This is a genomic window from Candidatus Kuenenia sp. (assembly GCF_027493735.1).
GTDB classification, from domain to species: Bacteria; Planctomycetota; Brocadiia; order Brocadiales; family Brocadiaceae; genus Kuenenia; species Kuenenia stuttgartiensis_A.
Map to the genome: position 1 here is coordinate 36,324 of NZ_JAOSKF010000001.1, position 26,498 is coordinate 62,821.

The window sequence follows — 26,498 nt, forward strand, 5'->3', positions numbered from 1 at the left end:
CTAAATCAATCTCCTTGAGTGCATTAATTCTTCATGCCCCACAAAGGCATAATGTTTTATTTCTTCTGTTTTTAATTTATTTAATACCACTTCTATTTCATTTTGTATCTTCATCATGTGGCTTATTACTGTTGGACAAAACTGGCTCCCGGTATGAAGCTCAATCTCCCCGAAACATTCCTCTATGTTTTTTGCCCTTCTATAGGAACGGCCTGCAATTATTGCATCAACGGCGTCTGCCACAGAAATTATTCTCGAGGCCAGAGGAATGCCTCCCCCTTTAATGCCTTCCGGATAACCCAGTCCGTCAAAACGTTCATGATGGTGAAGCACTATCCATGATATATCCCCAAACAACGGCAATCTTTTCAGAATATTACAACCTATCCGTGGATGTGCCTGTATTTCTTTTTTTTCTTCAATGGTCAGTTTTCCAGGTTTATTTAATATCTTATCGCATATACCTATCTTGCCTATATCGTGCAAATGTGCTGCTATATGTATTATTTCTTTTTCATTCTCCGGCAATGCCATTTCATTTGCAATCATCACTGACAATTCAGCAACGCGCCATGAATGAATAGAGGTGTATGGATCCCTTGCATTTAAAATATTTACGACAATATCAATTACTTCGTGGATATTTGCCTTTTGTCTTGTCATAATATTATTTTAATCGATAACTGCTCCTCAATGGTTTATTAAACATTCGTAATTTTTATAACTGTTTAACCCACTGCCCCCTTCTTTATCCCCTCTTTTTAGCGAGAAAATGAGAATTGTTTCTTTTAAGTTGAGTTTTTAAAAGCCAAAAACCAACGGCATTCAATTTTACTCACCCCCTGGCCCCTCCCAAGAGGGGAATTTGACAAGTCCCTTCTTGGGAGGGGATTAATGGGTGAGTTTGTTCATTGTTTGACTAAAAATTTGAAACTCCAATACATCAATGCAGAGCAAAGCGCCACTTCGCTCGTAACGAAGCAATCGCTTCGTTCTACAACTTTGAAATTCCATAACATTTTTTGTAGAGACGCATGCAATGCGTCTCTACAAAAATATTGAAAATTCCTATACGTTTAATTAAGTGGGAACAGCAACCCCTTCTTTTTAAGCTGACACTGGTTATCCTTTATCTTTTGATAAATGGACGACCATGATCTTTTTGCATAAACAACGGGTATTTCCTTCAAACTTGCATACTCTTTAATTTTATGTGAAAGGTTATGGTTCACGTAATCACACAATACGATAATAAAATCCATTGACTCAGGAATGCTGTTTCGCATCTTTTGATTGCTCCTCCCAGCCAGATGTTTTATATCATTCACCCCTATTTTATCGAGCTCCTTTGGAATACTCCCCAGATGATCACCGCCCACTATCAATACAGACATTTTCAATCCTCCAAATATTGTTATTGAGACTCATTCGCAATATACTACTAAAAAAAATCTGATTGTCAATAAAATTATTCTCCGACTTTCCTTCCATATCTTTCTTTCAAAATACATGGCGCCGCTGCGATAGCATCGTATTTTCTCAAAGTAATTTTTGAATAAATGGTAACAACCAGCATATAACACAGTATAATTATGTGTGATGAAAAAGATACGATACTGGCGTCTTTCCCTGAAAACCCGATAAGCACCAGTCCTCCGAACCATCCCATCTCGTGTGAACCAAAATCCGCGACCCCCTGAAACGCCCTTGACATTACGGCGATAACCGATACGGCTGTCATCTGCAAAAAGCTTACAGAATACCCTAATCCCCTGGTAATCATATAAAAAGCCAGGAATATGCACAACCAGGTACATAGTGTATAAAAAACGGTTTGAAGGCCTGTCCTGATATTACTGATTTCCCTGAAGCTCTGTACAATTTTCTGAAACTCTCCTGAAAATTTTTGGATTAATTTATTTTCCTGCCACAAAGCGAAAAAATTACTTTTTTCCCCTATCCATACCACATAGGTATTCTTCCTTAACATGCACAAAATAAACAATGCGGTAATCGCAAAAAACAATACTGCCCCGCCTTTCATTAGCATGCTTATCCAGGGTGTCATGCGCAATTTCATACATAATGCTATTATCCCGCAACATACAATAAGAAGTGAGTAATCAAACATCCTTGCAACCACAAGGGAAGAGATACCGTTCGCCACAGGAATGTTCAAATGCTTTCGCGCAAGATATATATACGTAGCCTCTCCGGTCCTAAAAGGCAGCAAGTAGTTATAAAAAATGTATAATGACTGCACCCGGAACAATTGTTTTCTCAATGTCTTTTTTGTGTGGATAAGGCATTGAAAACGTAATGTGCGAAATGCCTGGTTTGCGCTATAGGCAATAAACCCTAATGCTAACCAGAGAACAGACGCATTTTTTATCGTAACGAGAAAATCTTCCGGCCTCATTTTCGAAAATAAAACCCAATAAATAACAAACGGCAATGCTATGGGGAAGAGCCATTTTATGCTATTTTTAACTATCTCTTTTTTGTAATTCACACAATTATTCATCTGAAAATATCGATTTTTGTAACGACGGTTCAACACTCTTAACACGCTCATACATATAAAAAACTTAAAATCCTGCCAACGAATGCCTTTGCTTTTTCAAAAGCCTGAACTGCTACCGGATTTTAAACGTCTTAATTTTTCAGCCTCATCCCGTATACGAGTCAGATTCCCGACTCCCTGAGCAGTACCCCACCACCAGCTTATATCCGGCTGGGCGTGAGCAGCGCCTTTATAACCTTGCAAATGGCTCCAGAACCACATCTCCGCATATTCCCTTTCTATGCCGCCAGGATTCCCTTCATTTTGGGTAAAAATAGAATAAGCGCCAAGAATGGGGCCTATCACCGGTAAATGCCCGTTGGTTTGTTTAAATAGCCTGTACATTTCAGCCCCCAGTTTTTCAGCGCCAAGCACCTTAATAATCAAATCACTGAGGGGAAAGGGAGGCCTTTTCTCCGGAGGAGGTTCAATTGCATTCTCACTAAAAAGTTTTTCTATAATAAGCTGCGCTTCGTCTATCCGCCGCCATGATTCAAACATATATTGGTCTAACGAATCAAGCCACATGCCGGCAAAGCGGCTGCTATGGCATTTTGAACAAAGCTCCACCCATTTGCGGCGTTTTTCCTGGCTTTCAGCAGAATAGATTTCAAGTTTTTTATCCATGGGCGGTATTTTTATTCCATAGGGGAAGTCTTTTAGTCCTGATTTAAATTCCACTTCCTTTGGGGGAATGACTCCCATGCGCCATATACCCTTTGTTTCCACATTCATTTCCCATTTATTATTTCCAACGTACATATGACAATATTGACAAGTCGGCGCCAGATAATCTTCCCCGGGAATAACCTCCGCAAGGTTTTTGTCCCAATTCCACCGCTCTTTTGTAGTCTCATAAATTACCCCCCATTTGGAACGTGAATAACTCTCCCAATCGGGGTGGTCAGGTCCCATATGACAAATTGAACATGCTTCGGGCCTTCGGGCTTCAGCCGCGGAAAAACGGTGGCGTGAATGGCAATCATCACATGAAGACATGTTTTGGTGGCATTGATCGCACCCCACCATAGAATATCCCTCGCCTCGCCGATAGTATTCAGCATACCATGGAGTAGATACATTCCCTTCCCAGCTTTGAGGGTGGTTTGGCCTTCCATGATCTCTCCCTTTTATAAATTCCGCTGCTTGTTTTGGATGACAGGCTCCGCATGAATTGTCAACTGTGGGCATAAAGAGTTTTTCATGATCGGAACCATGGCAGTAAGAACAATACACACCGTCCTTTGTGCCAGGCCGCCAGTTGTTCAGCTCTTTCCCGATTAATGCCTCTATCTCCTGCGTCTCAGCGGATACATGCGGGTTTTTCTTTGGATTTGCATGGTTGGACATTTTCCATTCGGCAACAATACCAGGTGTTGTTTCCTCATGGCATTCTACGCACTGATCCGGCCTGTATTTCACCAGTAGATTTGTATAAGCGTCGCTTTCCGGAGGAACATAATGCCGTGAAGGATTAAAATAGGTATAAAGCGGAATAGGGCTATAATAATCACCCCAAATGCCGTCACCCTTTTCTAAGCCTGCAAATGATTCATACATGTTTTTCTCTGTAATTTCCGGATACATGTAAGCACCTGAAAAACCCTCAAGCGTTGGAGGCTGTCTATCCTGGCCAGGCGCACTGAGTGTTTTCCTACCTTCATCGCACGATGCAATCACAGCATTGACCCTTTTCCCTTCCTCAACCATAAAAATACCGAACATGCCGTTCATCATATGTTCCTGTGACTGGCAGTGAAAAGCCCAGTTACCCTTCCCCACACCTTCACCGGCAACGAAATCCAGGACATAAGAGTCAAATGGATTCAACCCGATAGTATCAATAAGCTTATCACAAGATTTATCCAGCCAGCGATGCCCGTGGGTATGAAAAGTGTGTGCTTCCTCCGTAATATTTATGAGATGAAACCTTACCTTGTCCCCCATTTTTGCCTTCCATGTTTCTCCTGGAAATGCGGAACTGTCTCCCCTCATAAGCTCAATATCGCCTGATTTATTGTTAAAGGCATAGTATTCCTGTCCGTTTACATTAAATGCATGCATAAATACCACAAACTCTTTATCCGGAGGATTTGGATCACCGCCAACCGGTTCCACAATAAGCGCTCCCCATAATCCTCTGGATAATCCCTCTTCGCCGCCTCTCTCAAATACGTAGGAGTGGTAAAACCACGTGCCTGGCGTGCCGGCAGTATCCCACTCAAAAATCCTTGAATCCCCAGGCGCTACAATACTTGCTGGATTCCCGGCAATATTAACGCCGACATTGGCGGTGGTATATTTAACTCCGTGAGGGTGGATAGAGGCAGGAACTGTCAGTTTATTCCTGAAGAGAATCTTAACCTTAGTTCCTTCCCTTACCTTTATGACAGGGCCGGGTACGGTGGGTACGTCACCTTTCAGGCAATACCCCCAGGCATCAAAGAACACGCCGGGCCTTGGCTCTATTGTTAAGGGTTTGGCCTCCATCTCCAAATGCACAGCACCATCCTTACCGGTAAGACAGCGGATGTCAGCGTATAAACATTGAAAACACAGAAAAAGGAAAAGGAAAGCCAGCACCACAGGCACTAAAGCCGCTGATTTGTTAAGCATAACCTACTCCAATGTACAAATTGCCTGCGGACATTTAATCCTGAGCACAGAACTCCCCACAACCCTGAACCGGTGGTTCAGATCCTGAGGGCCCCAGTACTCTACTTTATAATTGCTCCCTACGGCAAGGTCCATATTCAGACTGCCCGTTGCAATTACGAGCGCCACATCTTTATTAAAAACGTAGCTCTGATAAACACCCCCGTTTACCAACTCTTTTACCCCCTGTATCTCTAATTGTCCTGTACGCTCATAAACCCTGTGGAGATATGCATACAACTTTGGACTCACTACCAAAGCAAACGGGCCATTAAAACCCCTGCTTGTCAGTTTCTCTACTGCCAATACAACATCCTGAAAGCCGTTTCCAATAACTGACCAATCACTGAGTTTCATTATATTCCTGCCGCTTGCAGTCAAAAGCCCCGGAATGCCCATCTCAGACAAACCGTTAAAAACCATGTCGTCCTCTTTCCTGGAAACAGACACCGCAGCTCCTATTGCAGCACTTATATCAATGGGCGTCTCACACTTTTTGCTGAACTCAATATCTCTCCGGAAAAGCCAAAAGTCTTTGTAAATAAGGTATATTTGAGCAATTTCCCTCTTAAGGGGATGTATCGCCTCATTGCCCTCGCCCAGCATATCAATGCTTGCCCATGATGGCAGGCCATACGTATCAAGTGGCACACTCTGGGCGCCTGTTCCAAGTGGTCCGTAAATGTTTAAGAATTTTCTCCCTACAAGATGCTTTTCTGTTGTCTCATGGACTGCACGTTGAATTTTGTTCCAATCTTCTTTGTTGATGTTTATTTCAGATGAAATTTTTGCGAATCTACCATCTTTTGCGTCTGAGCATGTATCATCTGCAGCAAAAGCTTTGTGACACACAATACAGCTTTGTCCCTGGTATGGAGTATTTTTATGGACTGCATTTAATTCTTGTGTGGTATGACACGAAAAGCAATCATCTACTTTTGCACACGCGGCAAAAGCAGAGGACCCCACCTGCGATAGAGAAAATACTGCTAACAAGGCAAAAAAACCCGTCACTGCATATACTTTTTTAAATGTATTTAAAATACCCATAACCATCCCTCCCGAATTTCCTCTTATAAATGTTTATTTAAAAAATCCACCAATAAAATACTGCATTATTAGTCATATGGTATTCTCCTTTTTGTCAAATAAAAGTAATAAAAACCAAATTGAGCTTACATATGAAAAAAATGAAAGTCCATTGTATTCTTTTACATTTATTTTATCAGAATGGTACGGTTCTATATGCACTACCACATCGCGGATATTTACATTTTTATTAATCAGCTCGTCTTTTACCAGGTGTGCAATCGCATGGCTTTCCATTACACTCATCTCACCTTCAACCTGCACATGAATATCTACCAGCAGCGTAATTCCGCTTTTTCTAATCCTGCATTTCCCGATCGATAAAACACCCTCTACCTGTTTTGCCATTCTAATGGTTTCATCTTTTATTGTTTGCGGAGCTGAGGCATCCATTACCTCATTGAGCGCTGTCCTGAAAAGTTTCATACCGTTAAAAGTTATAATCACACATGCAAATAAAGCCGCCCAACTGTCTGCGCTTTCATAGCCTTTGCCGCCTATAAGAGCAATTGAAATACCAATTAATGCCGCGGCTGAAGTAAGTGCGTCAGCCCGATGATGCCATGCGTCACCTTGCAATGCGGTACTGTCTATTGAATCTCCGATGGAAATAACAAACCGAAAGAGTATTTCTTTTGTTACAATGACAAACACTAATACGATAAGCGTAAACCATTCAGGTGTTTTATGGGGAACCAGAATATCTTTAATACTATGAACTGCAATAAACAAGGCTGCCCCAAATAATAACATGGAAACAAACAGTCCTGCAATAGAGTCTGCCTTTCCATGCCCGTAAGGGTGTTTTTCATCCGGAGGTTCTGATGCTATTCTCAGGCCGCTCCATACGATAACAGAACTGATGACATCCGTAGTGGATTCAATGCCGTCTGCAATTAATGCATACGAATGCCCGATGATGCCGGTAATGATTTTAATTATTGCCAGCGCTGTATTAATAATTATACCAAGCACAGAGGCCTTAATGCCTGATTCAATGGAAGTCATTGTTTGTTATTACTTACAAAGAGTAACACTTTAGTCTTTTGAAACTGGAAATTGTCATTTGTAGTGCGACGAGGTTCGTCGCACTACATACTACTATCCATCAATTTCTTGTTTTTTATGCGTGTTTTTCATGCCGCCATTTCCGTAAGTGCTTTAATATCAAGGGCTGAAGCGGTCATCAGTGAACAAGAGAACTTCTGGCCTTTCTCCGTCAAAACATAGCGGTTGGCCCTCGGAACTTTGCGGATTAGACCGTGTGCCCGCAGCATCTTTATCCGTCGGGTCGTTCGTCCGGAATATTTCTTTTGCTGATCCTTGCCGGATTGTTCGGATTCCCGGTAAAGCCACTTACGCAAATCATGGTTGCGGAATCCATTTATCGCGTTTTCGCCTTTGGACAGGAACATCAGCATCTGGTAATCATCCTGCTGCCAGGGATTCAAACCCCGATACCTCTTGCCCTCTTTGACAACCTTGTTACAAGCGCTGCTCACCACTTCTTTCAGTTTCTCCTCTACCTGAGCCGCCGCCAAAGCATCCCCATAACGATCATTGCATTGTTGGCTCACCTCACACCGTCGATGAAGATCGCTTACGCCCTTACGCATCTTCTGCCATGACGCCGGTTTGCCTTCATCATCATTGGGACTCCGAAAGACCTTAAAGTCCCGCGTATTATTGATCGTTGTCTCAATACGCAAGAGACTACCGCTCTTGTTATACATCTTCACTGAATTATAATTCACACTGTGCTTGACCCGTATACCTTCATAGCGTCTTCGATAGTCGCTGATAACCTCATCAGGGGCAGCGCCTGCAAGGTTACGCCTACCCAAATACTTCATCACCGAAGAACTGTCGCAAACCCGCATCGCATGATGAACAAACGATGGAAACAACTCCTCCAATGCCTCAACCGATTTAAACATGATGTCCGTCGCCCACTCCGTCTCATCCGCAGACCAGTAATACTCCGCTCCCAACGGACGAAGAATCTGCGACAATGCCGGGCAACTGCCCAACGCAAGCCCGTTCAGCAGCTTCGCCCAGTCAGTCTTAAGCTGCTCATGGAGCAGAACCTGCGCAGCCGCAATATCCTCTATACGCACAAAACAGTTGCCGTCCTTAACATAATCAATACCTTGCTTCTGAAGTTGCCTGCTCCAGCCAATGACGACCATTGAGACAAATGAAAATATTAAACGGCGCCCAACTCTGGATACGAACATGACCAAAAACCAAACACTGGATCGTTAAAATAATGATACACAAAGACACACTTGCGGGGCGCCATTACCAACTCGAGCTTCTTGCTGGCCTTGTTGCCCTTGACCATCGGCGCAATACAAGGCTCTACCACACTCAACAGGCAGATGGAACCTTCCGTAATCCTCTTATCCGCCGCGATCTGGCGAGCCAACTTCTCCTTATCAACACCGCTGCTCATCAAACTACATATTTATTAAAAATACAGCCTTAACAAACTATGTATTAAGCACTTATGCGTTTTGGCAGGGGTGAACATCCGTTACAAAGAGTAACACTTTAGTCTTTTGAAACTGGAAATTGTCATTTGTAGTGCGACGAGGTTCGTCGCACTACATGAATTTAGTGGGCGTAGATATCAAGTGAGGAACGAGCAGCAACCGATTATAACAAATGCTTCTCCCCTACACTATGCGGCAAGCAGCGCTATTATTGGAATTTTTCAAAAAACTACATCGTTACTACAAAGAGCACCTTACACAATTTAAAAACATAATACATGATGAATAACTCCGTAATAATTTCTATACAATCAAACTAATGCGTACAACATACTTATAACCAACAAACCCGTCAAAGAAAAGAGATACCAATATGCAAACCTTCTCATTTTTTATTTTCCCTCCTAAGCTGGCATAGCCAGAAGTAAACAAGCAAAAAAACAGTCATTAGTCCTCAGTCCTCAATCTGCAATTTGCCGACTGTAGATTGTAGATTGAGTGTTGATGACTTCGGATTTCACCATTCAATAGCAGCAAGGAAAATGGTAATTGCTCCCCGTTTTATTCAGGGCTCATTTTTTCCCCTGCTCCGCTATGCAGCTCTCTTGCAATACTGGTATCTGAAGTTCTTTTGCTTCTTTCAGTATAGTATTGAGGTAGGGAGAACCACCGGCATCTCTCCCTACTATGATAAAATCAACAAACGGCACAAATGCAATTGCGGTAGCGTCCAAATCCGTTCTCTCCTTAACACTACAAAAATGAATATTTGTAATACCGTAATCTTCGAGTGGTTTCGCCATACCGGCAAAGCCCTCTGCACTACTTATTACCATTGCTGACACAACACACCTCCATTCTTTTTTTTTGCCGCCGGTTTTCCCGGAAAGTACACTATTCATTTATCGTTTCCACTTCCGCTGCCGCTGCCACTTCCTTCGGGACATACCCCTGCATCGCTGATGTCTGCCTCACTGGGATCCTCACCATTAGGCCCCTTTGCCCCGCTGGCTATCCAGCGCTCTATCTTCTGGATTTCATATTCGCTAAAATAGGGGCCTCCGTAAGGCATTCTGTGATCATTTTCTTTTTCCTCTTCCGTTACCTGACCGCGCAGCCGTCGTACTAGTAAACTATTCGATGGGTTTTCTCTATCCACAAGTTCCTCGTGTTCAATCCCGTCAGCACCTGATATTATCCCCTCCCAACTTGTCAAATCCATGCATGCCTGAGCAGGCGAACGTTCTTTGGAACTAGCATCATTATTATTATAGTGACATAGACTGCAAGGAATATTGCCATTTACCGATTTAGTCAACAGTGGAAGTACATCACGATTAAAATCAGGTTCCGGAGTATCATCAATTGCCCCCTGTTCTATCCAGGTGCGGATTTTTTTGATTTTATTTTTTTTAAAAAACGGGCCGCCGTATGGCATGCGCGCGTCGCCCGCCGCCATATCATCGCCCTTTCCCTCCAGCCTTTGCAACAACAAGCTTATATCAGGATCTTCAATATCAATAATAGGTTCTGTACCTGCGTCAGCCCCTGCCATAATATCCGCATATGACCCCAGGCTAAATTCTGCAAAGGCGTTTTCCTGAATTCCGCTGCTTTCTATGGTAAGACTCGTAAAATGGCATCTGACGCATACAACCGATTCCTCACCGCCTCTTTTTTGTGGCTCAGTAAAGAGCGGCAATATATCATTGGTAAAGCTAATCTTTTTGCTTTTTTTACCTAACTTGTTTTTTACATCCGATTTTGCATGTTCATATTGAGAATGCTCTTCTGCATTTCCGGACCTGTAATAAGCCGTTACAGAAATCCCTGTTGCCAGTATCAAAAAAAAAGTATCGAATAAATCTTTTTATTTCTGTTCATAGAATCTCCTTGCTACACGAAAGACCGTTAAATAAAATCCAAACTCACAACATACTTCCATTTTCCTGGCGGGCTTCCACGTGGTTTATTTGGATAATAACGCCTGAGATAATCAACGCTACATTGACAATACATAAAGCGGGTTCAGATTAAAAACCTAAACTACAGCAATTCGTTTTCGTAACTCTCAATAAGTGAACTGATTGTTTCTATGGCGGATGCGGCAGATGATGCTTTCATTTTATCGCTGGCATTCCTCAAATCATGGAGCGCATCTTCCATATCATCCATAGCATCATCACCCAACCGTAATCCCAAATCTTCCAGAAATACTTCTGAATAAAGCAATGCCTCTTCAGCTACAATCATGGCATCTTTACGGTCACCTTCGCTTATGTTGGATTCGGCAGCATCCAACTCCCCTTCTACCCGGCCAATAAAACCCCTGCTCATTTCACTTACAATGGTATCGGCATCTACCTCCGACACATCGCCAGTCAGTTGGCTTTTTATCGTCTCATTTCCGGAAGGATTATCACGGGAAACATATTCTTCGATGATTCTGTAATAAACTTCTCCTTCTTTCTGATATTCCAATGCCTTCTCAAGGTCTGTATCGCGATTATTGATAATGCTCTCCACTTCCCTCAATACTGCAATATAGAAAGACCTGATAAGGGATAACCGGATAACCTGCCTCTGGACCCCTACGGTAATCTCGTCTTCGTCTAAATCTTTTTTATTTAACGCTGCTTTTCCCCGTATAAATGCAACAGTAACCCCATCCTCAAGATTCGGATTACTCCCTGTTTCTATGGACAAACGGTCCTCCGTCAGCACCTTATTTTCCCTGTCTGCCGTACTAAACAATGCCTGATAAGCAGCATATGCCTCATCCCATAATGTTCCCAGATATGAAGTACTTTCGTCATCAAAATCATTGTTGACCTCTGTAATTCTGTCATAAATCGCCAGGTAAAATACCCGTTGCAGCGTTTTGTCGATTACCTGCCCTGCCAGCTTTGGGTCAATATCATTTTCAATATCACCCATTGCAGAAATCAGGTCTTCGTCCATGGTCAGACTATATTCACTATCCAATTGCTGCGTTAAATCCTGTAAATATTCCTCATATAGAGATACAATCTCTTCTATATTGACAGGGTCTTCTTTTCTCAATGTGCCAATTTGCTGAAAAGCCGATACGGCATCATCCATCGTTTCAGTGTCGTTTGTCTTCACGTATTCATCAAAATTCAATGTAAAATCACCCTCGACATCATCTGCGTTATTTCCAATCTTTACTTTTTCCTTCCCGTTTTTATATCCAACAGACGTCACCTTAATCGTGTATTTTCCTTTTTTCAGTCCAGTAAACTCATAAAGCCCATCGGAATCTGTTTTTATTTTTTGCTTCTTATCATGCCCTTTTTTCCCTTTAATCGTCACCTCGGCCTTCTCTATCCCAACGCCATTTTCATCTACTATAATACCGTTGATAGATGCCGCCAAAACCATTGAGTGATCCTGCGGCAATGACTGCACACCATACAAAATTCCCATAAAACCAAACGACAACAATACTTTCTTAAACAACATAAAATACTCCTCCTTGATAATACTGAGACTCACTCTCACAGATAATTTAAAATTTTTTTAAGATAAGCACAGACAAACTTTGTTTGTCTGTGCCGCCCTTAAGTATACTGCCATGTTGAGAGACATTTTATCAGCCGCCACTTCCGGAACCAGAACCTCCCCCACTTCCACCTCCATTACCGGAACCACTACCGCCTCCGTTCTCTTTTGTTTTCAACGTAATGTCAACCGTTTTTTCCCGTCCATCTTTAAGCTTAAAACTCTTTTTCCCATTTGAATATCCTGACTTTTTTACGGTTAGCTTATATTTTCCTGCATCAAGATTGGAAAATTCGTATTCACCGTTTGTTCCAGTAGTACCCTTGTCTTTGAATTTTGTCTTCTTATTTTTCAATACTACATTTGCGTCTTTTACCGGTTCATTCTGCTCGCTGGTTACCGTGCCGGAGACGCTCGCGCCACCCACGGACTGTGCCTTTACCTCGCTTAAAGAAGCAAGCACACCTGTAACACATACAAAACACAACGACAAATAAAACGTTTTTACCATCTTTCACACTCCTTCCTGAATAAATAAAAATCTCATTTTTTATGAACGCATCGTTCCAAGAGTCAAACTTTTTATATTCCCCTTTTGAGAAGCTCTGTCCTCAGCCCTCAATCTGCAATTTGCCTACAGCCGACTGTAAACTGTAAACTGCTACGGTATAATAGAAAATACCTAGTCCCTTAACGGATGCGGCTAAGCAATTATTTCTTATCTTGTTTCATCAAATTTTACCAACGGCATGCCCTCCTGTTCTTCAACAATACCTTGTCTATTTGAATGATCTCTCCTTTCCACAGGCTCTTTTATCTTCGCCTTGCTTTCAAAGCGATACAATGCAAGCAAGTTATAATCTGCAACTCCATAAACGTCTCTTTCAAATACTGCCAGTTCCTTCAACCTGTCTGCATATTTGTGGCGTCCAAAAAGTTTTGAGGAGATAAGCACATTTTCCGGTTTCTTCTTCAGCCGTTTTAAGTCATTTTTCACCCCATTCATATGTGAGACAAAATATACGTGAGTGTTTTTCCTGTCACACCATTCAGGGGCGTAATACTGGAACAGCCGCCAGTCATTCAGACAGTAGAATTTAGTATCTTCTTTTTTATAATTCTCTTTTATATAGTCTATTTGCGAAACAGAGGGAGGTTTTATATCCCTGTTTATCGATACAATCCTCACGGAGTCAACCGCATGTGATAAAATAAATACCCCTGTCATAAGATAAAAGGATATTCTTCCGTATCTTTTATTCTTCAGATAATACGTATAAAAATAAAGCAATCCGGCGCTTATCACCATTGCCAGAAAAGGAACAAGCACCATGATCTGACGTATAGCATCCTGAATAAAAAGAACCCATAAACCATAAAAGAGGAAAACTACCGATAAAAACCGTATCTTTTCAGACCATTTCACCTTTTTAAAGAAATACACCAGAGAGACTACCACAATAATTGTAGGCACTACGCGCAGTAAAAACGCATCCTGCCACCACAGCCCCATACAATGGGCAATGAAACGGTAAGCGATATCATGCACCCTTTCAAAAAAACTGTCTGTTGTAACAATAGAATTGCCGTCTTCATAAAAATGGTACTCAGCATGACGTAAAAATTTTTTAAAGAACTTGCCAGGGGTAAAATGTATTATCAGATAGACCAGCCATGACGAGACCCCGGCAGCAAAACCAAGGCCGCCCCATGCGACAATCCTTCGGACAGAAAAGATATTCCTTAACAGAAAAGCCACGTAAAGCATAACAGGGGCTAACGCGAGGTATGTAACCCTTACGCCAATCCCCAAACCCAGCAGAAACCCGCTGAAGGCCAGATATGTCAAAGCATTATTTTCATTCCTCTCCAGATATTCCGGAATATCCTTTGAAATAGCCACCCGTTCTAACGCAAGATAAGAAAACAAAACAGCAGTAATCACAAAAAATAAGCCAAAGGCGTCAGAGAGTGGTTTTTCCGCCTGCAACCATATTTGCGGATTTACTATGTATAAAATGACAGCAAGTATTGACACATTTTTGGAAAACATCCGTTTTGCCAGTTCATACAGGGGAAATACCGCCATGCTGCTAAATAAAATACCTGAAAAAATCAATGCCTTAATGTCAGAACCGATAATCTTATACCCTATCCAGCTAAAAAACATGTATACCGGGTACCCCGGGAAATGCGGCTGGTCGTGTAAAATATCGTATCCCTTTGACAAACCAAAGGCAAAGTTAACACTATCCCACTCGTCAACATATCTACCAAAGAACAACAGTCTTGTCACAAGACATAGTGCAACTGCACATAATGGAAACATGTTTCCCTTTAATAAATTTTCTTTTTTTTTGATAGCTGTCAGATTTTGCTCTGCCATTTACGTTATACACCCTTGCACTATTAACATTAACTAAATTACTCCAAGCTGGTATAGCCAGAACCAGACAAGCAGGAATAAAAATACGAAATTCGAAGCACGAAATATGAAACAGGCTGGTTTTACGGTCACAGCAAACGGACACACATCTTGGTTTTAGTTTTGAACATTTTAATTTTGAGTTTCGGTATTGTTTCGAATTTCGATATTCGATTTTAGAATTTAAACGTTTTGACATATCGACAAAATTTTGTCGATGTCGAGGCGCTAAACGCCTAGGATGTCACAGAGCTTACTTCAATAAGCTCATCCTCAGAACGCATGTGATGAATAGCATCCTTCTTCGACATTGTATCCAGCATAAGATGGTGGGCAGCGGCAATTCCCATTTCCATTGCAATATCCATAAAGATATACCTGAAAGTCCCCTGCCTGCCGCACGTGATTATATTTTCATATCTTTCTAAAAATTGAAAGAGTTTTTGGCGATGCTCCACGTAATCAAGGGTATAAACAGGATATCCGTGAGTCACGCCGGTGGTAAAATAATCGACGACCTTATCCCTTATATCGAGGCCAAGGTCTTTTAAATCTTTCAAACATCTCTCCAGCAAATCCACCTTTGGGCAACTCCAAATTTCATCACCCTCATTGCATGGGATTTCAAGCATTATGGACGTTTTTCCCTCCGGGGCGCTGAAGGAACTTCTTCTCTTTGGTTCCTGGATGCGTGTCATGATGTATTTTCCTTCGGACACATACATCCATGTGTTTTCACTTATATCCGGAAGATTCACCAGAATATTAAGGAAACGAACCGCCCTGAATTTCAGCAGAGATATATGTTTCTCCATGCCAGCAGTCAAATGTGCCGGAAACGTATTAATCAGATCCGGCAATGATATGGTGGAAATCACCGCATCACAATCAATCGTTTCCTCCACGCCATCTTTCAGATACCGCACGCCGGTTATCGCATCGTTGTTTATATTCACACCCACGACCTCTGCATTCAGGACGATCCTGCCACCCATACTTTCTATTTCACCACCCATAATATCAAACATCTGCCCGATGCCTTTTTTGGGATAATAATATCCCTTTGCATAGGTTCTCGGCGTCCTCCTCTTCAGTTTAAGGAGATGAAAAAGGACGTCCTTTAGATTCAATAGTGATATTCTTTGTGATGCCCAGTCGGAGGAAATCTCCCCGGGCGATATGCCCCACAGTTTTTCGGTATAAGGGCCAAAAAACAAATTATAAAGAGTACGTCCAAAACGACGCACAATCCAATCCTCAAACGACACCTCCCTTTTGCGAACGAACATACGTGAAAATGCAGCGATAAGATAAGACATAAATGCCTTTGCATTTGTCCACATATCCATTTTCAGGAATATATCCTTTGCGGAAAGGGGATATTCAAAGACCTTTCCCTTCAGCAAAATCACACTTTTCCGCGACGATGTCAAAAGTTCACTTCCCATCATTGTGCGAACATCTTCTACCAGTTCCCTGTTTTTAGAAATAAACCTATGCCCGCCAAGGTCAAACCGATAACCGTTATATTCATTGGTAATGCACAATCCGCCCACTTTTGAGCCCTTCTCCAGCACAGTAACGTTATATCCATGTTTGGATAATTCCCATGCGGCAGACAAGCCACATGGGCCTCCCCCTAAAACAAGCACTTTTCCTTTCATAAATCTTACTCCTTCTCACAAAAACGCCGGTTTTTCTGAACATTTGCAAATCGAATATTCATTGCTCAAACAAAACGGTATCCATCAGCGTTTCATGTAAATTCCTTAAATGTTTTATTAAAAATATGTTGCCACAGAAAACAGAAATGCGTTATTTGCTTCGTCAGGCATATCTTTATTTTCCATGTTGATTTGATAATCCAGTTTAAATACCGTGTCCTCTGTGTACCGGTAATTAATGCCCGGCGTAACCCTCGATCTCAGCCAATGGACTTTTGCAAAATCATCATCCCTGCCTGCCGTCTGCACCTGATCCCATCGCACTACTCCGGTAAATGTTGAATTATCGCCAAACAGTGTTGGGGACATGTTTCTCAGGAAAGACGGCATAAAGTGGTAACGAGCCTCAAGGTAATATCCCCACATATCATCAGTAATCCCTGAATCCTTTGCAAAATCATCCGTCTCAACAAATGCATATGCGCCCTCACCCAGGAATTCAAATGCACCCCTTTGATAGGTAAAATCAAGGGCGGAAATGGTCAACTGGTTATTGTTATTTTCGTCATACCTGCTTGTATACGCAGATCCCCCAAATCGAGCCCGATGAACGGACTAAAAGAAACACGCCCGACAACGGCGGGACTTTTATTATAATTATCATTATTATACCCCCCCTTTGCGCTTCTTAATCCGTTCATTTCTCCGATACTTATATCGCCATCTTTATCCAGCCCCCTGAACGCACCATTCGTAACATAAATTTCATAATTGAGCTTGCTCAGTTCCGTTGGATAGAGCGAGCCAAAAAAGCCCATCCCCAGATCGGTAAGCGTGGTTGGAATAATCAACTGGTTAACAAGTGGTCGGTCAGTGAGGTCCTGTATCGGAGAATCATGGACAAGATTAAACTTTCCTAAAGGCGTAAGAAGATAGCCGCCTCTCCAGTTGATCCATTCGGTTACCAGGAAATCGATAGTTCCAAATTCAAGAATCACTTCGCCGGATCTGCCGCCGCCAACGCCGCCGAACTCAAACTCAATTTCCGTCGCCAGTTTTACACGGTCAGATATGTCTGAATAGATAAACGGTATGAATCTTTTCTGGGTAAACCCGTGTGCGGCGTCTTCATCTTCCGGCGCCCTGAATTCAAAATCCATATATCCTCCAAGATACGTATTCCTGCCGAATCGTCTCAAAAAGGGCTTTGTGTAAACCCCTCCAAATGCAGACCCAAGGTCTTTATCCACCATTTCAGAACTCTTTTTTGCCAGATAAAAGTCCTTTTCCATTTCCTGTCCTGCAGTGATTTGTTGATCATCCATGCCCGCATAAGCCGCAGGAACACTCTCTGCCTTACTACTTACCACATCCGCTTGCGCAGCTAATTGTTTTTTCAAGTCAGCAATCTCTTCATCTTTCTGCATGTCTCTCGATACTTGGTTTTTCAATAGTTCCTTAATCTCTTGTAATTGGTTTTCAAGCGCCTGCACACGGTTATTTAACATTTCCGTATCTCCTGATTGGGCAAATGCCTGCGGAGTAAAAACCCCTATACCTCCAAATACAACAATTAAACACACATACCTCACATCACACCTCCATCCTAAAAACTATATTGAGACTCAATCTCACACGTCTAGGATTGTATAATAAAAAACAATATTGTCAATTATTATTTATTATTTTTTGCATTCAAATCACGCCAATCGTGTAAAGAACCGTAACATCGCTTTCTCCGCATGACTTTTGCTATAATTTTTTGATGCCTGCCTCAATCTTTGACTTCTGGAAACACCACTATAAAAACGCTTTCATAAAATGAAGATTCCTGTACAATTGCAATGAGAATTAAGCAGGTAATTTCCTTGCATTTTTTGGCAAAATATTTACTGGTGAAATCCTAAATATCCTCCCCCTAATCCCCTACAAAGGAGGCAGAATGTCCCCCGCTGGCGGGGGTGCAGGGGTGGATTATGGAATTTGTTTCGTATTTCGTACTTAGAATTTCGTATTTCGTGTTTCGTATTTCGTCCTTGTTTGGTTCCGTCCATGCCAGTTAGGTTGGGTTCTAAAAGATTTTTTATGTTTTGTGGGTAGGTAAGGCGGATTCGTGGTTAAATTCTTTTTGGTTGCAGCTTTTTGCTGCATTATAAAATATGAAGAGAAACTCTTTGGATGAATTAGTTGATATAGTGAAGGCTATTGGAAAGATATACGACGATGAGGGTATGCGTATTGAAGTCGATTTTGACCCGAATGACGGTATCATCCTTGTCAAATACCAGAGTGCTACTTCTGAACAAAAAACTTACGTTATAAATTCCAGGAACAAAACCGTCAGCGGGATTGATACCACAAAATTCTGGCTGCCAGACTATTCAAGAGAACAGAAGGCAAGTAAAAAACTTCTCCATTTTCTGCAAGCAAACGGTTACTCACCATCCAACATTCATTACAAAAAAAATCAAGACCGAAAATAAAATGTAACTATTCAGCGTAAACATTACAGTCGAACACCGGCATGGATGTTTCATATCAGATGCATTTCCTTGTGCGCAACAACGATGCCTTTTTCGGTTACCGTAAATTGTTTTCCATCATCCTGCAAATCATATCCCATTTTCATCCCATCCGGTATTGTTACATGTTTATCAATGATTGCATTTTTAATCTTAACGTTTTCCCCGATTCTTACACCTTCCATTATAATGGAACCTATCACTGATGATTGAGCTCCGATTGTAACGCAGGGAGATATAATGGATTTCACGATGCTGGCGTCATTGATCAGGCATCCATTTGATATCAATGCATCTTTTATCATTCCGTTTTTCTCATTTTCGAATATATATTTTGCGGGAGGATATTGCTTATTATATGTTCGGATAGGCCACCTATTATCAAAAAGATCAAAGTCGGGGTTTTTTTTAACCAGATCAATATTCGCCTCCCAATATGCATCTAAAGTGCCAATATCTCTCCAATAGTTAGACGTGTTATGCTCATTGCCATTAAAAACAAATGAAAGCACCCGGTCTTTTTGAATCATAGTTGGAATAATATTTTTCCCAAAATCTCTGTTAGTGTCATTTTTTGCATTCTCTATTATGCGCCTTACAAGCACCTCGGTATTGAACAAATATATGCCCATGGAAACAAGGGCGACATTTTGATTTGTGGGAAGTGGTTTGGGATTCGAAGGTTTTTCATCAAAATCAATGATACGGGAATCATTATCTATGGCTACTACGCCAAACCGAGTAGCATCTTCCAACGGCACCTCAATACAGGGAACCGTCAGATCCGCTTCATTTGTGATATGGTAATTTATCAGTTCAGCATAGTCCATTTTGTATATATGATCGCCTGCTAAAACCAATACCATCTCAGGGCGTTCACTTTCCAGAACATATATATTCTGATATACCGCATCGGCAGTTCCCAGATACCACATTTCGTTGGTTCTCTTTTGAGGAGGGATATTTTCAATAAATTCATCCAGCTCGGTATTGAAAATATTCCAACCTACCCGTAAATGCCTGTCTAATGAATAAGACTTATACTGTGTTAAAACGCATATTTTTCTTAATCCTGAATTAATGCAATTACTTAAGGTGAAATCTATAATGCGGTAAATCCCGCCGAAAGGGACTGCGGGCTTTGCCCTGTCTCTTGTCAACGGATACAACCTTTCCCCTTTGCCCCCTGCAAGCAGCATTACAAGGACTTTTCTATACAATGTATGATCAAACGGTTTTATCATTGTCGTTTTTCTTCCTTTTATTAAGCAATTCTTTAATCTTGTCTTTTAATTCTTTTAGATCAGATGATTTAACAATGTATGCATCAGCCGACCATGACATGAAATTGTTCTGATAGTTGCTATACGCCGTATTAATGATTATAGGAATGTTTTTATGTTCACTCAAAATCCTGCACATAGACTCAATGCCGTCCATCATGGGCATATTTATGTCCATTACCACTAAGTCCGGTTTAAAATGCCGCGCGTTCTCAATAGCCTCTATCCCATTTGTAGCCGTAACAACTTTATAACCTTCTATTGCTAGTTCCTGTTCATATAACAAAATCTGATTTTTATCATCTTCTACCAATAATATAGTATCCATTTTAAACTCCCTTCAATATATAATTATTTCTTTAGCGGCAGAAAAATGGAAAATGTAGCGCCTTGATTTAATTCGCTTTTTACTTTTATAAAGCCTTCATGATCATCTACAATTTTCTGCGATACCGCCAAACCAATACCGGTCCCTTCCCTTTTTTTAGTATAAAATGGAGTAAAAATATTTTCTATAGTGTCCGCGTCCATACCCACTCCTGTATCAGTAATATCTATTCTCACATATTCATCCTCTTTCGTTGTTCCGACAATCAGTTTTCCTCCATTTTGCATCGATTCAGCGGCATTTTTAAAGATATTTAAAAATACCTGCCGTATCTGGTCCTGATCAACCACAATATCCGGTATCATTGATTCGTATTTTTTTACTACATCTATGCCGATATTTTTAAAATATGATTCCATGAGTGATATTGTATTGTCAACTATTTCATTTACCTGCGTTTTCACCTTAGCAGGTTTAGCGACTTTGCTAAAATCCATTACGACTGCAAGAATTTTTTCTAACCTGCTTACCTCATCAATAATAATTTCTGCGCTATTCTTTATTGTTTTATTATCCGCTGTTTCCCGGGCTATTGATCTGGCAAATCCTCCGATAGTCACCAGAGGATTTCGTATTTCATGGGCAATATAACCCGCCATGTTACCGATAACCGCAAGCTTTTCAGAACGTACCAGCCGTTCCTGTGCGTCTTTCAGTTGAATAATTTTTTTCTCTAATTTCTTGTACGCATCCGCGTTTTCAATCGCCAGCGCTGCATGATTCGCAAATGTGGATAAAAGCATTACCATTTCATCTGTTATTGGTTTTTTGCTGTATATATTATCTGCGCAAATAGCCCCAATCGCTTTATCTCTTACAATCAAAGGAACACAGACAAATTCGTTTGAACCAATCATATTTACAAAATTCTTGTTGATATTGGGATTGTTAAATGCATTTTTTTCCACGATAACCTTCTTTTTTCTGATGCATGAAACAATAACCTCATTTTCGTCATCCAGCGAATATGCCATCAGCCGGGTAATCATGTGCAAGGGGGAATCATATTGATAATTATCTTCCGACGCCTTTATTAAATCCTCCAGCATTTTGTATTTATGTGCTATTTCATTCCATATCTTATTCGCTTCGGCAACATCTGACGGACCTACCGCCATCTTGCCGAAAACAATGTTGCGGTCATGGTCCACAACAAAAAGCCTTGCACGGTTAAACCCCAGCGCAGTTCCCGCCGTCACACACGTCAGAATCAAATGAAGAAGCCGGTCAATTTGAAGCGTTCCCTGCATTAATTCAGCTAATTTTCTCAATAAATCATATTGATGAATCTTCTCTTCTTTTAACGTAATATCAGTAGTAATTTTTAATAAATGTGTTATGCTTCCCTTTTCATCTTTAATTGGTACCGATACATTTTGCAGGTATTTTCTTGTATCTTTATCAGCGCTTAACTGAACCTCGCTGTACTGTTTTCTGCCGCTGGAAAGAGCCTTGAGTATTGTGCAATTATTCTTATCTTTGCATTCACAGTCAAATATCTCACGGCATGATTTTCCAACCGGATCATAATTCAATTTTAAAATAGAAGAAAGTGAGCGGTTCGCCCATGCAACATTAAGATCGTGATCAAGCAATGCCAATCCGGCAACTCCCGAATCTGAAATATTATTTATAATATCTTCCAGTTTTAATTTTATAGTATCCGGCAACATTTATCTGGCCAAAGGTTAAGTTAAGTTGGGTTTCCAAAAGACAAAACCCAACGGCGTTCATTTTTTACCCACCCCTCAATCCCCTCCCGAGAGGGGAATTTGACAAGTTCCCTGTTGGAAGGGGTTAGGGGTGGGTTTGTTCATTGCTTAAATAAAAATAAATATTGCAATTCCTAAACGTTAAGTTAGTACTGCTAAGTATACTTAACAGGGAAATTGCATTTTCTCATCCCGCCCGGCAAAATAGCAATTACAGGGGAAATAAGATTAATTTCTCAAAATTTTTTCATAAAGAGAGATATACTTTCGCGCACTTTCCTCCCATAGCCAGTTCTGTTTCATTCCGTTTCTCATAAGTTTCGTCCACTCTGAACGATTTTTATAGAAATCAAGCGCCCGTATAATTGTTGCATACAATAAATCTGCATTATATTCTTTAAATGAAAACCCGTTTGCTTTTTCTTTATAAACTTTTTCGTGACGAACGTCAAAAATCGTGTCCGCAAGACCTCCGGTATGTCTTACAATCGGTACCGTTCCATATTTTATGCTATATAATTGATTTAACCCGCACGGTTCATAGCGCGACGGCATTAAAAAAATATCTGCCCCGGCTTCAATTTCATGCGCCAGTGGCTCATTAAACGAGATATTTGCTGAAACCTTTGCAGGGACAATTTTAGCGTACTGTTTAAAAAAATCCTGATAGACAGATTCTCCGGAACCTAATAAAACGAATTGTATATCCAATCTAAGCAATTTATTAAAAATATTCATTACTAAATCCAGACCCTTTTGATCCGTCAGGCGTGTAATCATTGCAATTATGGGAACAGCCTTTTCCGGCAGTCCCAGCTTTCTTTGCAGGGCCTTTTTACAGACATGCTTGCCTGAAAGATCTTTGTACGAATAATTAGCCGCTATAAGCGCATCACTTTCAGGATTCCATAATGAATAATCTATTCCATTAAGAATGCCATAGATATCCTTTGACCTCGTTCTCAATACACCATCCAGACGTTCTCCAAATTCCTGCGTCTGTATCTCCTCTGCATATGTCTCGCTTACGGTGGTAATACTATCACTAAAGATAATGCCTGCTTTGAGAAAATTTATCATTCCATAGAACTCTAAATAAGCCGGGTGAAAAAGACCCCAGTCTAACCCCGTATATTTCATACAATCAGCCGGAAATAATCCCTGAAACGCAAGGTTGTGAATGGTCATTATCGTCCGTGTCTTTTTAAAACATTCGTTATTCCCGTATATCGTCTTTAAATAAACAGGAATAAGCCCGGTCTGCCAATCGTTGCAATGGATAATATCCGGACAAGGTTTTAAACGCAGCATTAATTCCAGGGCGCTTCGGGCAAAGAAGATAAAACGTTCGCAATTATCTTCATAATTGCGCATGGTACCAGGATAGTTATACAGGCCATTTCTCCCGAAATAGTGTTCGTTGTGTAAAAAATATATCGGAATATCTGTGCCGGGCAGACAACTTTTATATACACAGCAGGTTTTTGCATCGTCTCCGATGTTTACCGTAAAGGTGATATCTGTCTTATCTATAGTGCAATTACATTCTTTCACCATATTATAAAATGGCATTATTACAATAACGTTGATGCCCAATTTATTTAAATTCTTTGGTATTACACTCGAGATATCAGCCAGCCCTCCTGATTTTGCAAAGGGAAGGACCTCAGATGATAAATATACTACATTCACAATTTCATATCCTCATTGTTGTTTTGGATGTTAGCATTCCTGAGAAATTCAGCGGCAGTCTCAGGCGTAACCGTATTAATATAAAAACCACTGCCCCACTCAAATCCGGCGATGTTTGTCAGGCGTGGAATAATCTCTATATGCCAGTGATAGTATTCTATTTCTCCATAGGTAAAAGGCGTTGTGTGAATAATATAATTATAAGGAGGATATGTTAAACATGCCTCCAGCTTTAATATTGTTTTCTGTAATATCTTTGCTAATTCCTCAACCTCAAGTTTTTGTATGTTTTCAAAATGAGACGCATGCGTTTTTGACAAAATCCAAATCTCAAAGGGGAAACGGGAGGCATAAGGCGTAAAGGCTATAAAATTTTTTTCCTTCCATTACAATTCTGGCGTCTGTTGCTAATTCCTGTCTGACCATATCACAAAATAAACAACGTCCCCTGTATTTGTAGAATACCTCCGATCCTTCCATTTCATGGATAACCGTAATAGGCACAATCGGAGTGACAATTAACTGGGAATGCGAGTGCTCCAGAGAGGCGCCTGCGGCTCTTCCCACATTTTTAAACAACAATCCGTAAATGAAACGTTTGTCCTTTTTTAAATCAATCATCCTGTCCCTGTACGTCCACAATATTTCTTCCACCTGCCAGATAGACATTTCCGTTAATGATGTAATGTGCAAGGGACTTTCAATAATCACTTCGTGAGCGCCTACGCCACTCATGGTATCGTATATTCCCACACCTTGTTTGTTCAATCCCCCCTCAATTTTTAATGCCGGGAATTTATTCGGCACAACCCTCACCCTCCACCCTTTTTTATTTGCATAGCTGCCTTTTTCCCTATATGCCATAATTTCAGGAGGAGTCTTGTCTTCATTGCCTTCACAAAACGGACAAAACACATCTGCACTTAATGGGGCATGCGGTTCTATCTTAAAATCGTTAGGCCGCATAGCCCGTTCCGTCGCAATAATAACCCAACGACCGGATACAGGGTCTTTTCTAAGGTCTGGCATAATTATCAATTCCCGTTATTCGCAAAATTATTATGAAGTTAGTCATTAGTCAACCGCCGTGTGTATTTTCAGGCATGCCCTCAGGAATCTCTTTGGGATGTTTAATTTTTTCCCAGTATTTTGGGTATTGAAATTTTGGACTATGGTCGAAATTGTGACATTCAAGGCAACGATTTTCGTTTACCTTGCCATATGAATCAGTGATATTTTTTATGTGATTGCCGCCTGCTCCGTGACAACTTTCGCACCCGACATGCGCAAGATTCCGGTTTGTATCATAATTTGCAAAACCAGAGACGTATCCAAATCCAACCGTATGACAACGTATACATTCGGGATCATACTGTTGTCCGCTATCGGACAATGTAGTGTATGCTTTTTGATGACTTGTATTACTCCAATGGGCATGAATTTTCTTGTGACATGTTCCGCAAGCCAAACTCCCAATATAGAAATTTCCATCTTCCAACGGTAATTTCGGGAGGTTGCTCAACAAATCCTCCTCCTTTAACGTTTGCTGATATTGCTTCAGCAATACCTGCATTTTTTCAGATGCAGCATATTTGTCGTCTAAGGGAACTATATCAACGGATGTATTTCGTATCGAGCCGCTTTTCACAACATAGTCAGCAACCGCTACGTATCTCCCCCTTGTTCCATGTGAGAGAAGAGGGGTATTATTTACATACATTAACGATTCTATTGGGTCTTCGATACCATGTCCGGTAATTACTAATCCAATTTCCGGGAATGTTTCGGCAATTTCAACAGATTCCTCCATGGGTGCGTGCGATATAAGCACGATAAGATCTGCTTTCCCTTTTATCTGGTTTATTACCGGCGTTAATGATTGAACAGGATCATATACCCTTATAAAATCCAATAAATGCCCTTTGATCAGCGACTCTGAAATAATGCTTAAAAATGCGATTTTTAACGGAATGTTGAATCCTGGCAATTCTTTTAACAGGTATTTTTTATACTTTAAAGGGAACGGCGAATTTATTTCAATATTGCCGCAAAGAAAGTCTATCGTATTTGTTTGCGAAGCAAAACTCAGAGCCTGCAGGCCAATTTCAAAATCTTTCTCGCCAAGATTGTGTAATATACACCCCATCTCTTTCATTGCAGCAAGCAAATATTCCATTTTAATCTCTTCCTGGCGTTCAGGACTCTTAATAAGATCGCCCGTACTTACCGCTATCGCAGAAATGCCTTGTGTTTCGTAATCCTTTAAAAGCGTATCCCTTCGCGAGATACCGCCCAATTGACCCTCAAAACAACCGCAGGGGGCAAGGGCGCCTTGCTCTTCACCGAAAAATATTAAAACGAATCTATCGGAAGAACTGCCGGTTTTTGCGATCAGAGAAATGAAAACAAGGAGAAATATGGCGTTATAATATTTTTTCATAAAAATATTGTAACATTTGTAACAGTGTTACACATTCTTTTTTCTATC

Annotated in this window: 24 protein-coding genes; 1 reads left to right on the plus strand and 23 read right to left on the minus strand. The window is 40.9% G+C overall.

Annotated elements, in window-relative coordinates; all coding sequences use genetic code 11:
* From M5U24_RS00180 to M5U24_RS00255, 16 genes are all read right to left on the minus strand, one after another.
* A complete protein-coding gene (locus M5U24_RS00180; protein ID WP_099326445.1) occupies positions 1–663 on the minus strand; it encodes an HD-GYP domain-containing protein in 663 nt (220 codons plus the stop codon).
* Between the two features lie 413 nt (positions 664–1,076).
* Positions 1,077–1,394, minus strand: a complete 318-nt coding sequence (locus tag M5U24_RS00185) for a DUF2325 domain-containing protein (protein WP_099326444.1) — start codon at positions 1,392–1,394, stop codon at positions 1,077–1,079.
* Between the two features lie 74 nt (positions 1,395–1,468).
* Positions 1,469–2,512, minus strand: coding sequence for a lysylphosphatidylglycerol synthase transmembrane domain-containing protein (locus tag M5U24_RS00190; RefSeq protein ID WP_298201261.1), 1,044 nt, complete (start codon positions 2,510–2,512; stop codon positions 1,469–1,471).
* 108 nt (positions 2,513–2,620) lie between these two features.
* Entirely contained in the window at positions 2,621–5,179 is a 2,559-nt protein-coding gene (locus tag M5U24_RS00195; protein ID WP_099326442.1) for a multiheme c-type cytochrome, read from the minus strand.
* Between the two features lie 3 nt (positions 5,180–5,182).
* Complete coding sequence (locus tag M5U24_RS00200) at positions 5,183–6,268, minus strand: family 1 encapsulin nanocompartment shell protein (RefSeq protein WP_157820694.1); 1,086 nt, start codon at positions 6,266–6,268, stop codon at positions 5,183–5,185.
* Positions 6,269–6,340: 72 nt separating this feature from the next.
* The gene (locus M5U24_RS00205; protein ID WP_099326440.1) at positions 6,341–7,315 is read right to left on the minus strand and encodes a cation diffusion facilitator family transporter; all 975 of its coding nucleotides are present in this window, start codon (positions 7,313–7,315) and stop codon (positions 6,341–6,343) included.
* Positions 7,316–7,443: 128 nt separating this feature from the next.
* Entirely contained in the window at positions 7,444–8,544 is a 1,101-nt protein-coding gene (locus M5U24_RS00210) for a hypothetical protein (protein ID WP_298201264.1), read from the minus strand.
* On the minus strand, positions 8,514–8,762 hold the full coding sequence (locus tag M5U24_RS00215) for a hypothetical protein (protein WP_298201266.1): 249 nt from the start codon (positions 8,760–8,762) through the stop codon (positions 8,514–8,516). Before M5U24_RS00215 ends, M5U24_RS00210 begins: the two co-directional genes overlap by 31 nt.
* Positions 8,763–9,374: 612 nt before the next feature.
* Entirely contained in the window at positions 9,375–9,704 is a 330-nt protein-coding gene (locus M5U24_RS00220) for a hypothetical protein (protein ID WP_099326438.1), read from the minus strand.
* Positions 9,701–10,648 (minus strand): hypothetical protein, encoded by a 948-nt coding sequence (locus M5U24_RS00225; RefSeq protein WP_169703062.1) that lies wholly within the window; start codon positions 10,646–10,648, stop codon positions 9,701–9,703. Before M5U24_RS00225 ends, M5U24_RS00220 begins: the two co-directional genes overlap by 4 nt.
* Positions 10,649–10,848: 200 nt before the next feature.
* The gene (locus M5U24_RS00230; RefSeq protein WP_197705241.1) at positions 10,849–12,285 is read right to left on the minus strand and encodes a carboxypeptidase-like regulatory domain-containing protein; all 1,437 of its coding nucleotides are present in this window, start codon (positions 12,283–12,285) and stop codon (positions 10,849–10,851) included.
* Between the two features lie 130 nt (positions 12,286–12,415).
* Positions 12,416–12,835 carry a carboxypeptidase-like regulatory domain-containing protein gene (locus M5U24_RS00235; RefSeq protein WP_099326436.1) on the minus strand — a complete coding sequence of 140 codons (420 nt, stop codon included), beginning with the start codon at positions 12,833–12,835 and terminating at the stop codon, positions 12,416–12,418.
* A 207-nt stretch (positions 12,836–13,042) separates the two neighbouring features.
* On the minus strand, positions 13,043–14,710 hold the full coding sequence (locus tag M5U24_RS00240; protein WP_099326435.1) for a glycosyltransferase family 39 protein: 1,668 nt from the start codon (positions 14,708–14,710) through the stop codon (positions 13,043–13,045).
* Between the two features lie 275 nt (positions 14,711–14,985).
* Positions 14,986–16,413 carry an FAD-dependent oxidoreductase gene (locus M5U24_RS00245; protein ID WP_099326434.1) on the minus strand — a complete coding sequence of 476 codons (1,428 nt, stop codon included), beginning with the start codon at positions 16,411–16,413 and terminating at the stop codon, positions 14,986–14,988.
* A 117-nt stretch (positions 16,414–16,530) separates the two neighbouring features.
* Positions 16,531–16,959 carry a hypothetical protein gene (locus M5U24_RS00250; RefSeq protein ID WP_169703071.1) on the minus strand — a complete coding sequence of 143 codons (429 nt, stop codon included), beginning with the start codon at positions 16,957–16,959 and terminating at the stop codon, positions 16,531–16,533.
* Complete coding sequence (locus M5U24_RS00255; protein ID WP_298201270.1) at positions 16,956–18,005, minus strand: hypothetical protein; 1,050 nt, start codon at positions 18,003–18,005, stop codon at positions 16,956–16,958. The genes M5U24_RS00250 and M5U24_RS00255 overlap by 4 nt, the downstream gene beginning before the upstream one ends.
* A 582-nt stretch (positions 18,006–18,587) precedes the next feature.
* On the opposite strand from M5U24_RS00255, the gene M5U24_RS00260 reads away from it, so the two are divergent.
* Entirely contained in the window at positions 18,588–18,896 is a 309-nt protein-coding gene (locus M5U24_RS00260) for a hypothetical protein (RefSeq protein WP_099326432.1), read from the plus strand.
* 50 nt (positions 18,897–18,946) lie between these two features.
* Here the strand turns inward: M5U24_RS00260 and glgC are convergent, their stop codons facing one another.
* The 7 genes from glgC to M5U24_RS00295 all read right to left on the minus strand — a co-directional run bounded on the left by glgC (position 18,947) and on the right by M5U24_RS00295 (position 26,450).
* Positions 18,947–20,179, minus strand: a complete 1,233-nt coding sequence (glgC, locus tag M5U24_RS00265) for a glucose-1-phosphate adenylyltransferase (RefSeq protein ID WP_099326431.1) — start codon at positions 20,177–20,179, stop codon at positions 18,947–18,949.
* Positions 20,163–20,546 carry a response regulator gene (locus M5U24_RS00270; RefSeq protein ID WP_099326430.1) on the minus strand — a complete coding sequence of 128 codons (384 nt, stop codon included), beginning with the start codon at positions 20,544–20,546 and terminating at the stop codon, positions 20,163–20,165. Before M5U24_RS00270 ends, glgC begins: the two co-directional genes overlap by 17 nt.
* A gap of 23 nt (positions 20,547–20,569) precedes the next feature.
* Entirely contained in the window at positions 20,570–22,279 is a 1,710-nt protein-coding gene (locus M5U24_RS00275; RefSeq protein ID WP_099326429.1) for an ATP-binding protein, read from the minus strand.
* Between the two features lie 267 nt (positions 22,280–22,546).
* Positions 22,547–24,010: a glycogen synthase GlgA gene (glgA, locus tag M5U24_RS00280; protein WP_157820692.1), complete on the minus strand. Its 1,464-nt coding sequence runs from the start codon at positions 24,008–24,010 to the stop codon at positions 22,547–22,549.
* The gene (locus M5U24_RS00285; RefSeq protein ID WP_298201274.1) at positions 24,007–24,330 is read right to left on the minus strand and encodes a hypothetical protein; all 324 of its coding nucleotides are present in this window, start codon (positions 24,328–24,330) and stop codon (positions 24,007–24,009) included. Before M5U24_RS00285 ends, glgA begins: the two co-directional genes overlap by 4 nt.
* A 10-nt stretch (positions 24,331–24,340) precedes the next feature.
* Positions 24,341–25,039: a DUF4931 domain-containing protein gene (locus M5U24_RS00290; protein WP_298201276.1), complete on the minus strand. Its 699-nt coding sequence runs from the start codon at positions 25,037–25,039 to the stop codon at positions 24,341–24,343.
* A gap of 49 nt (positions 25,040–25,088) precedes the next feature.
* On the minus strand, positions 25,089–26,450 hold the full coding sequence (locus M5U24_RS00295) for a multiheme c-type cytochrome (protein WP_099326426.1): 1,362 nt from the start codon (positions 26,448–26,450) through the stop codon (positions 25,089–25,091).
* Positions 26,451–26,498: the final 48 nt, after the last annotated feature.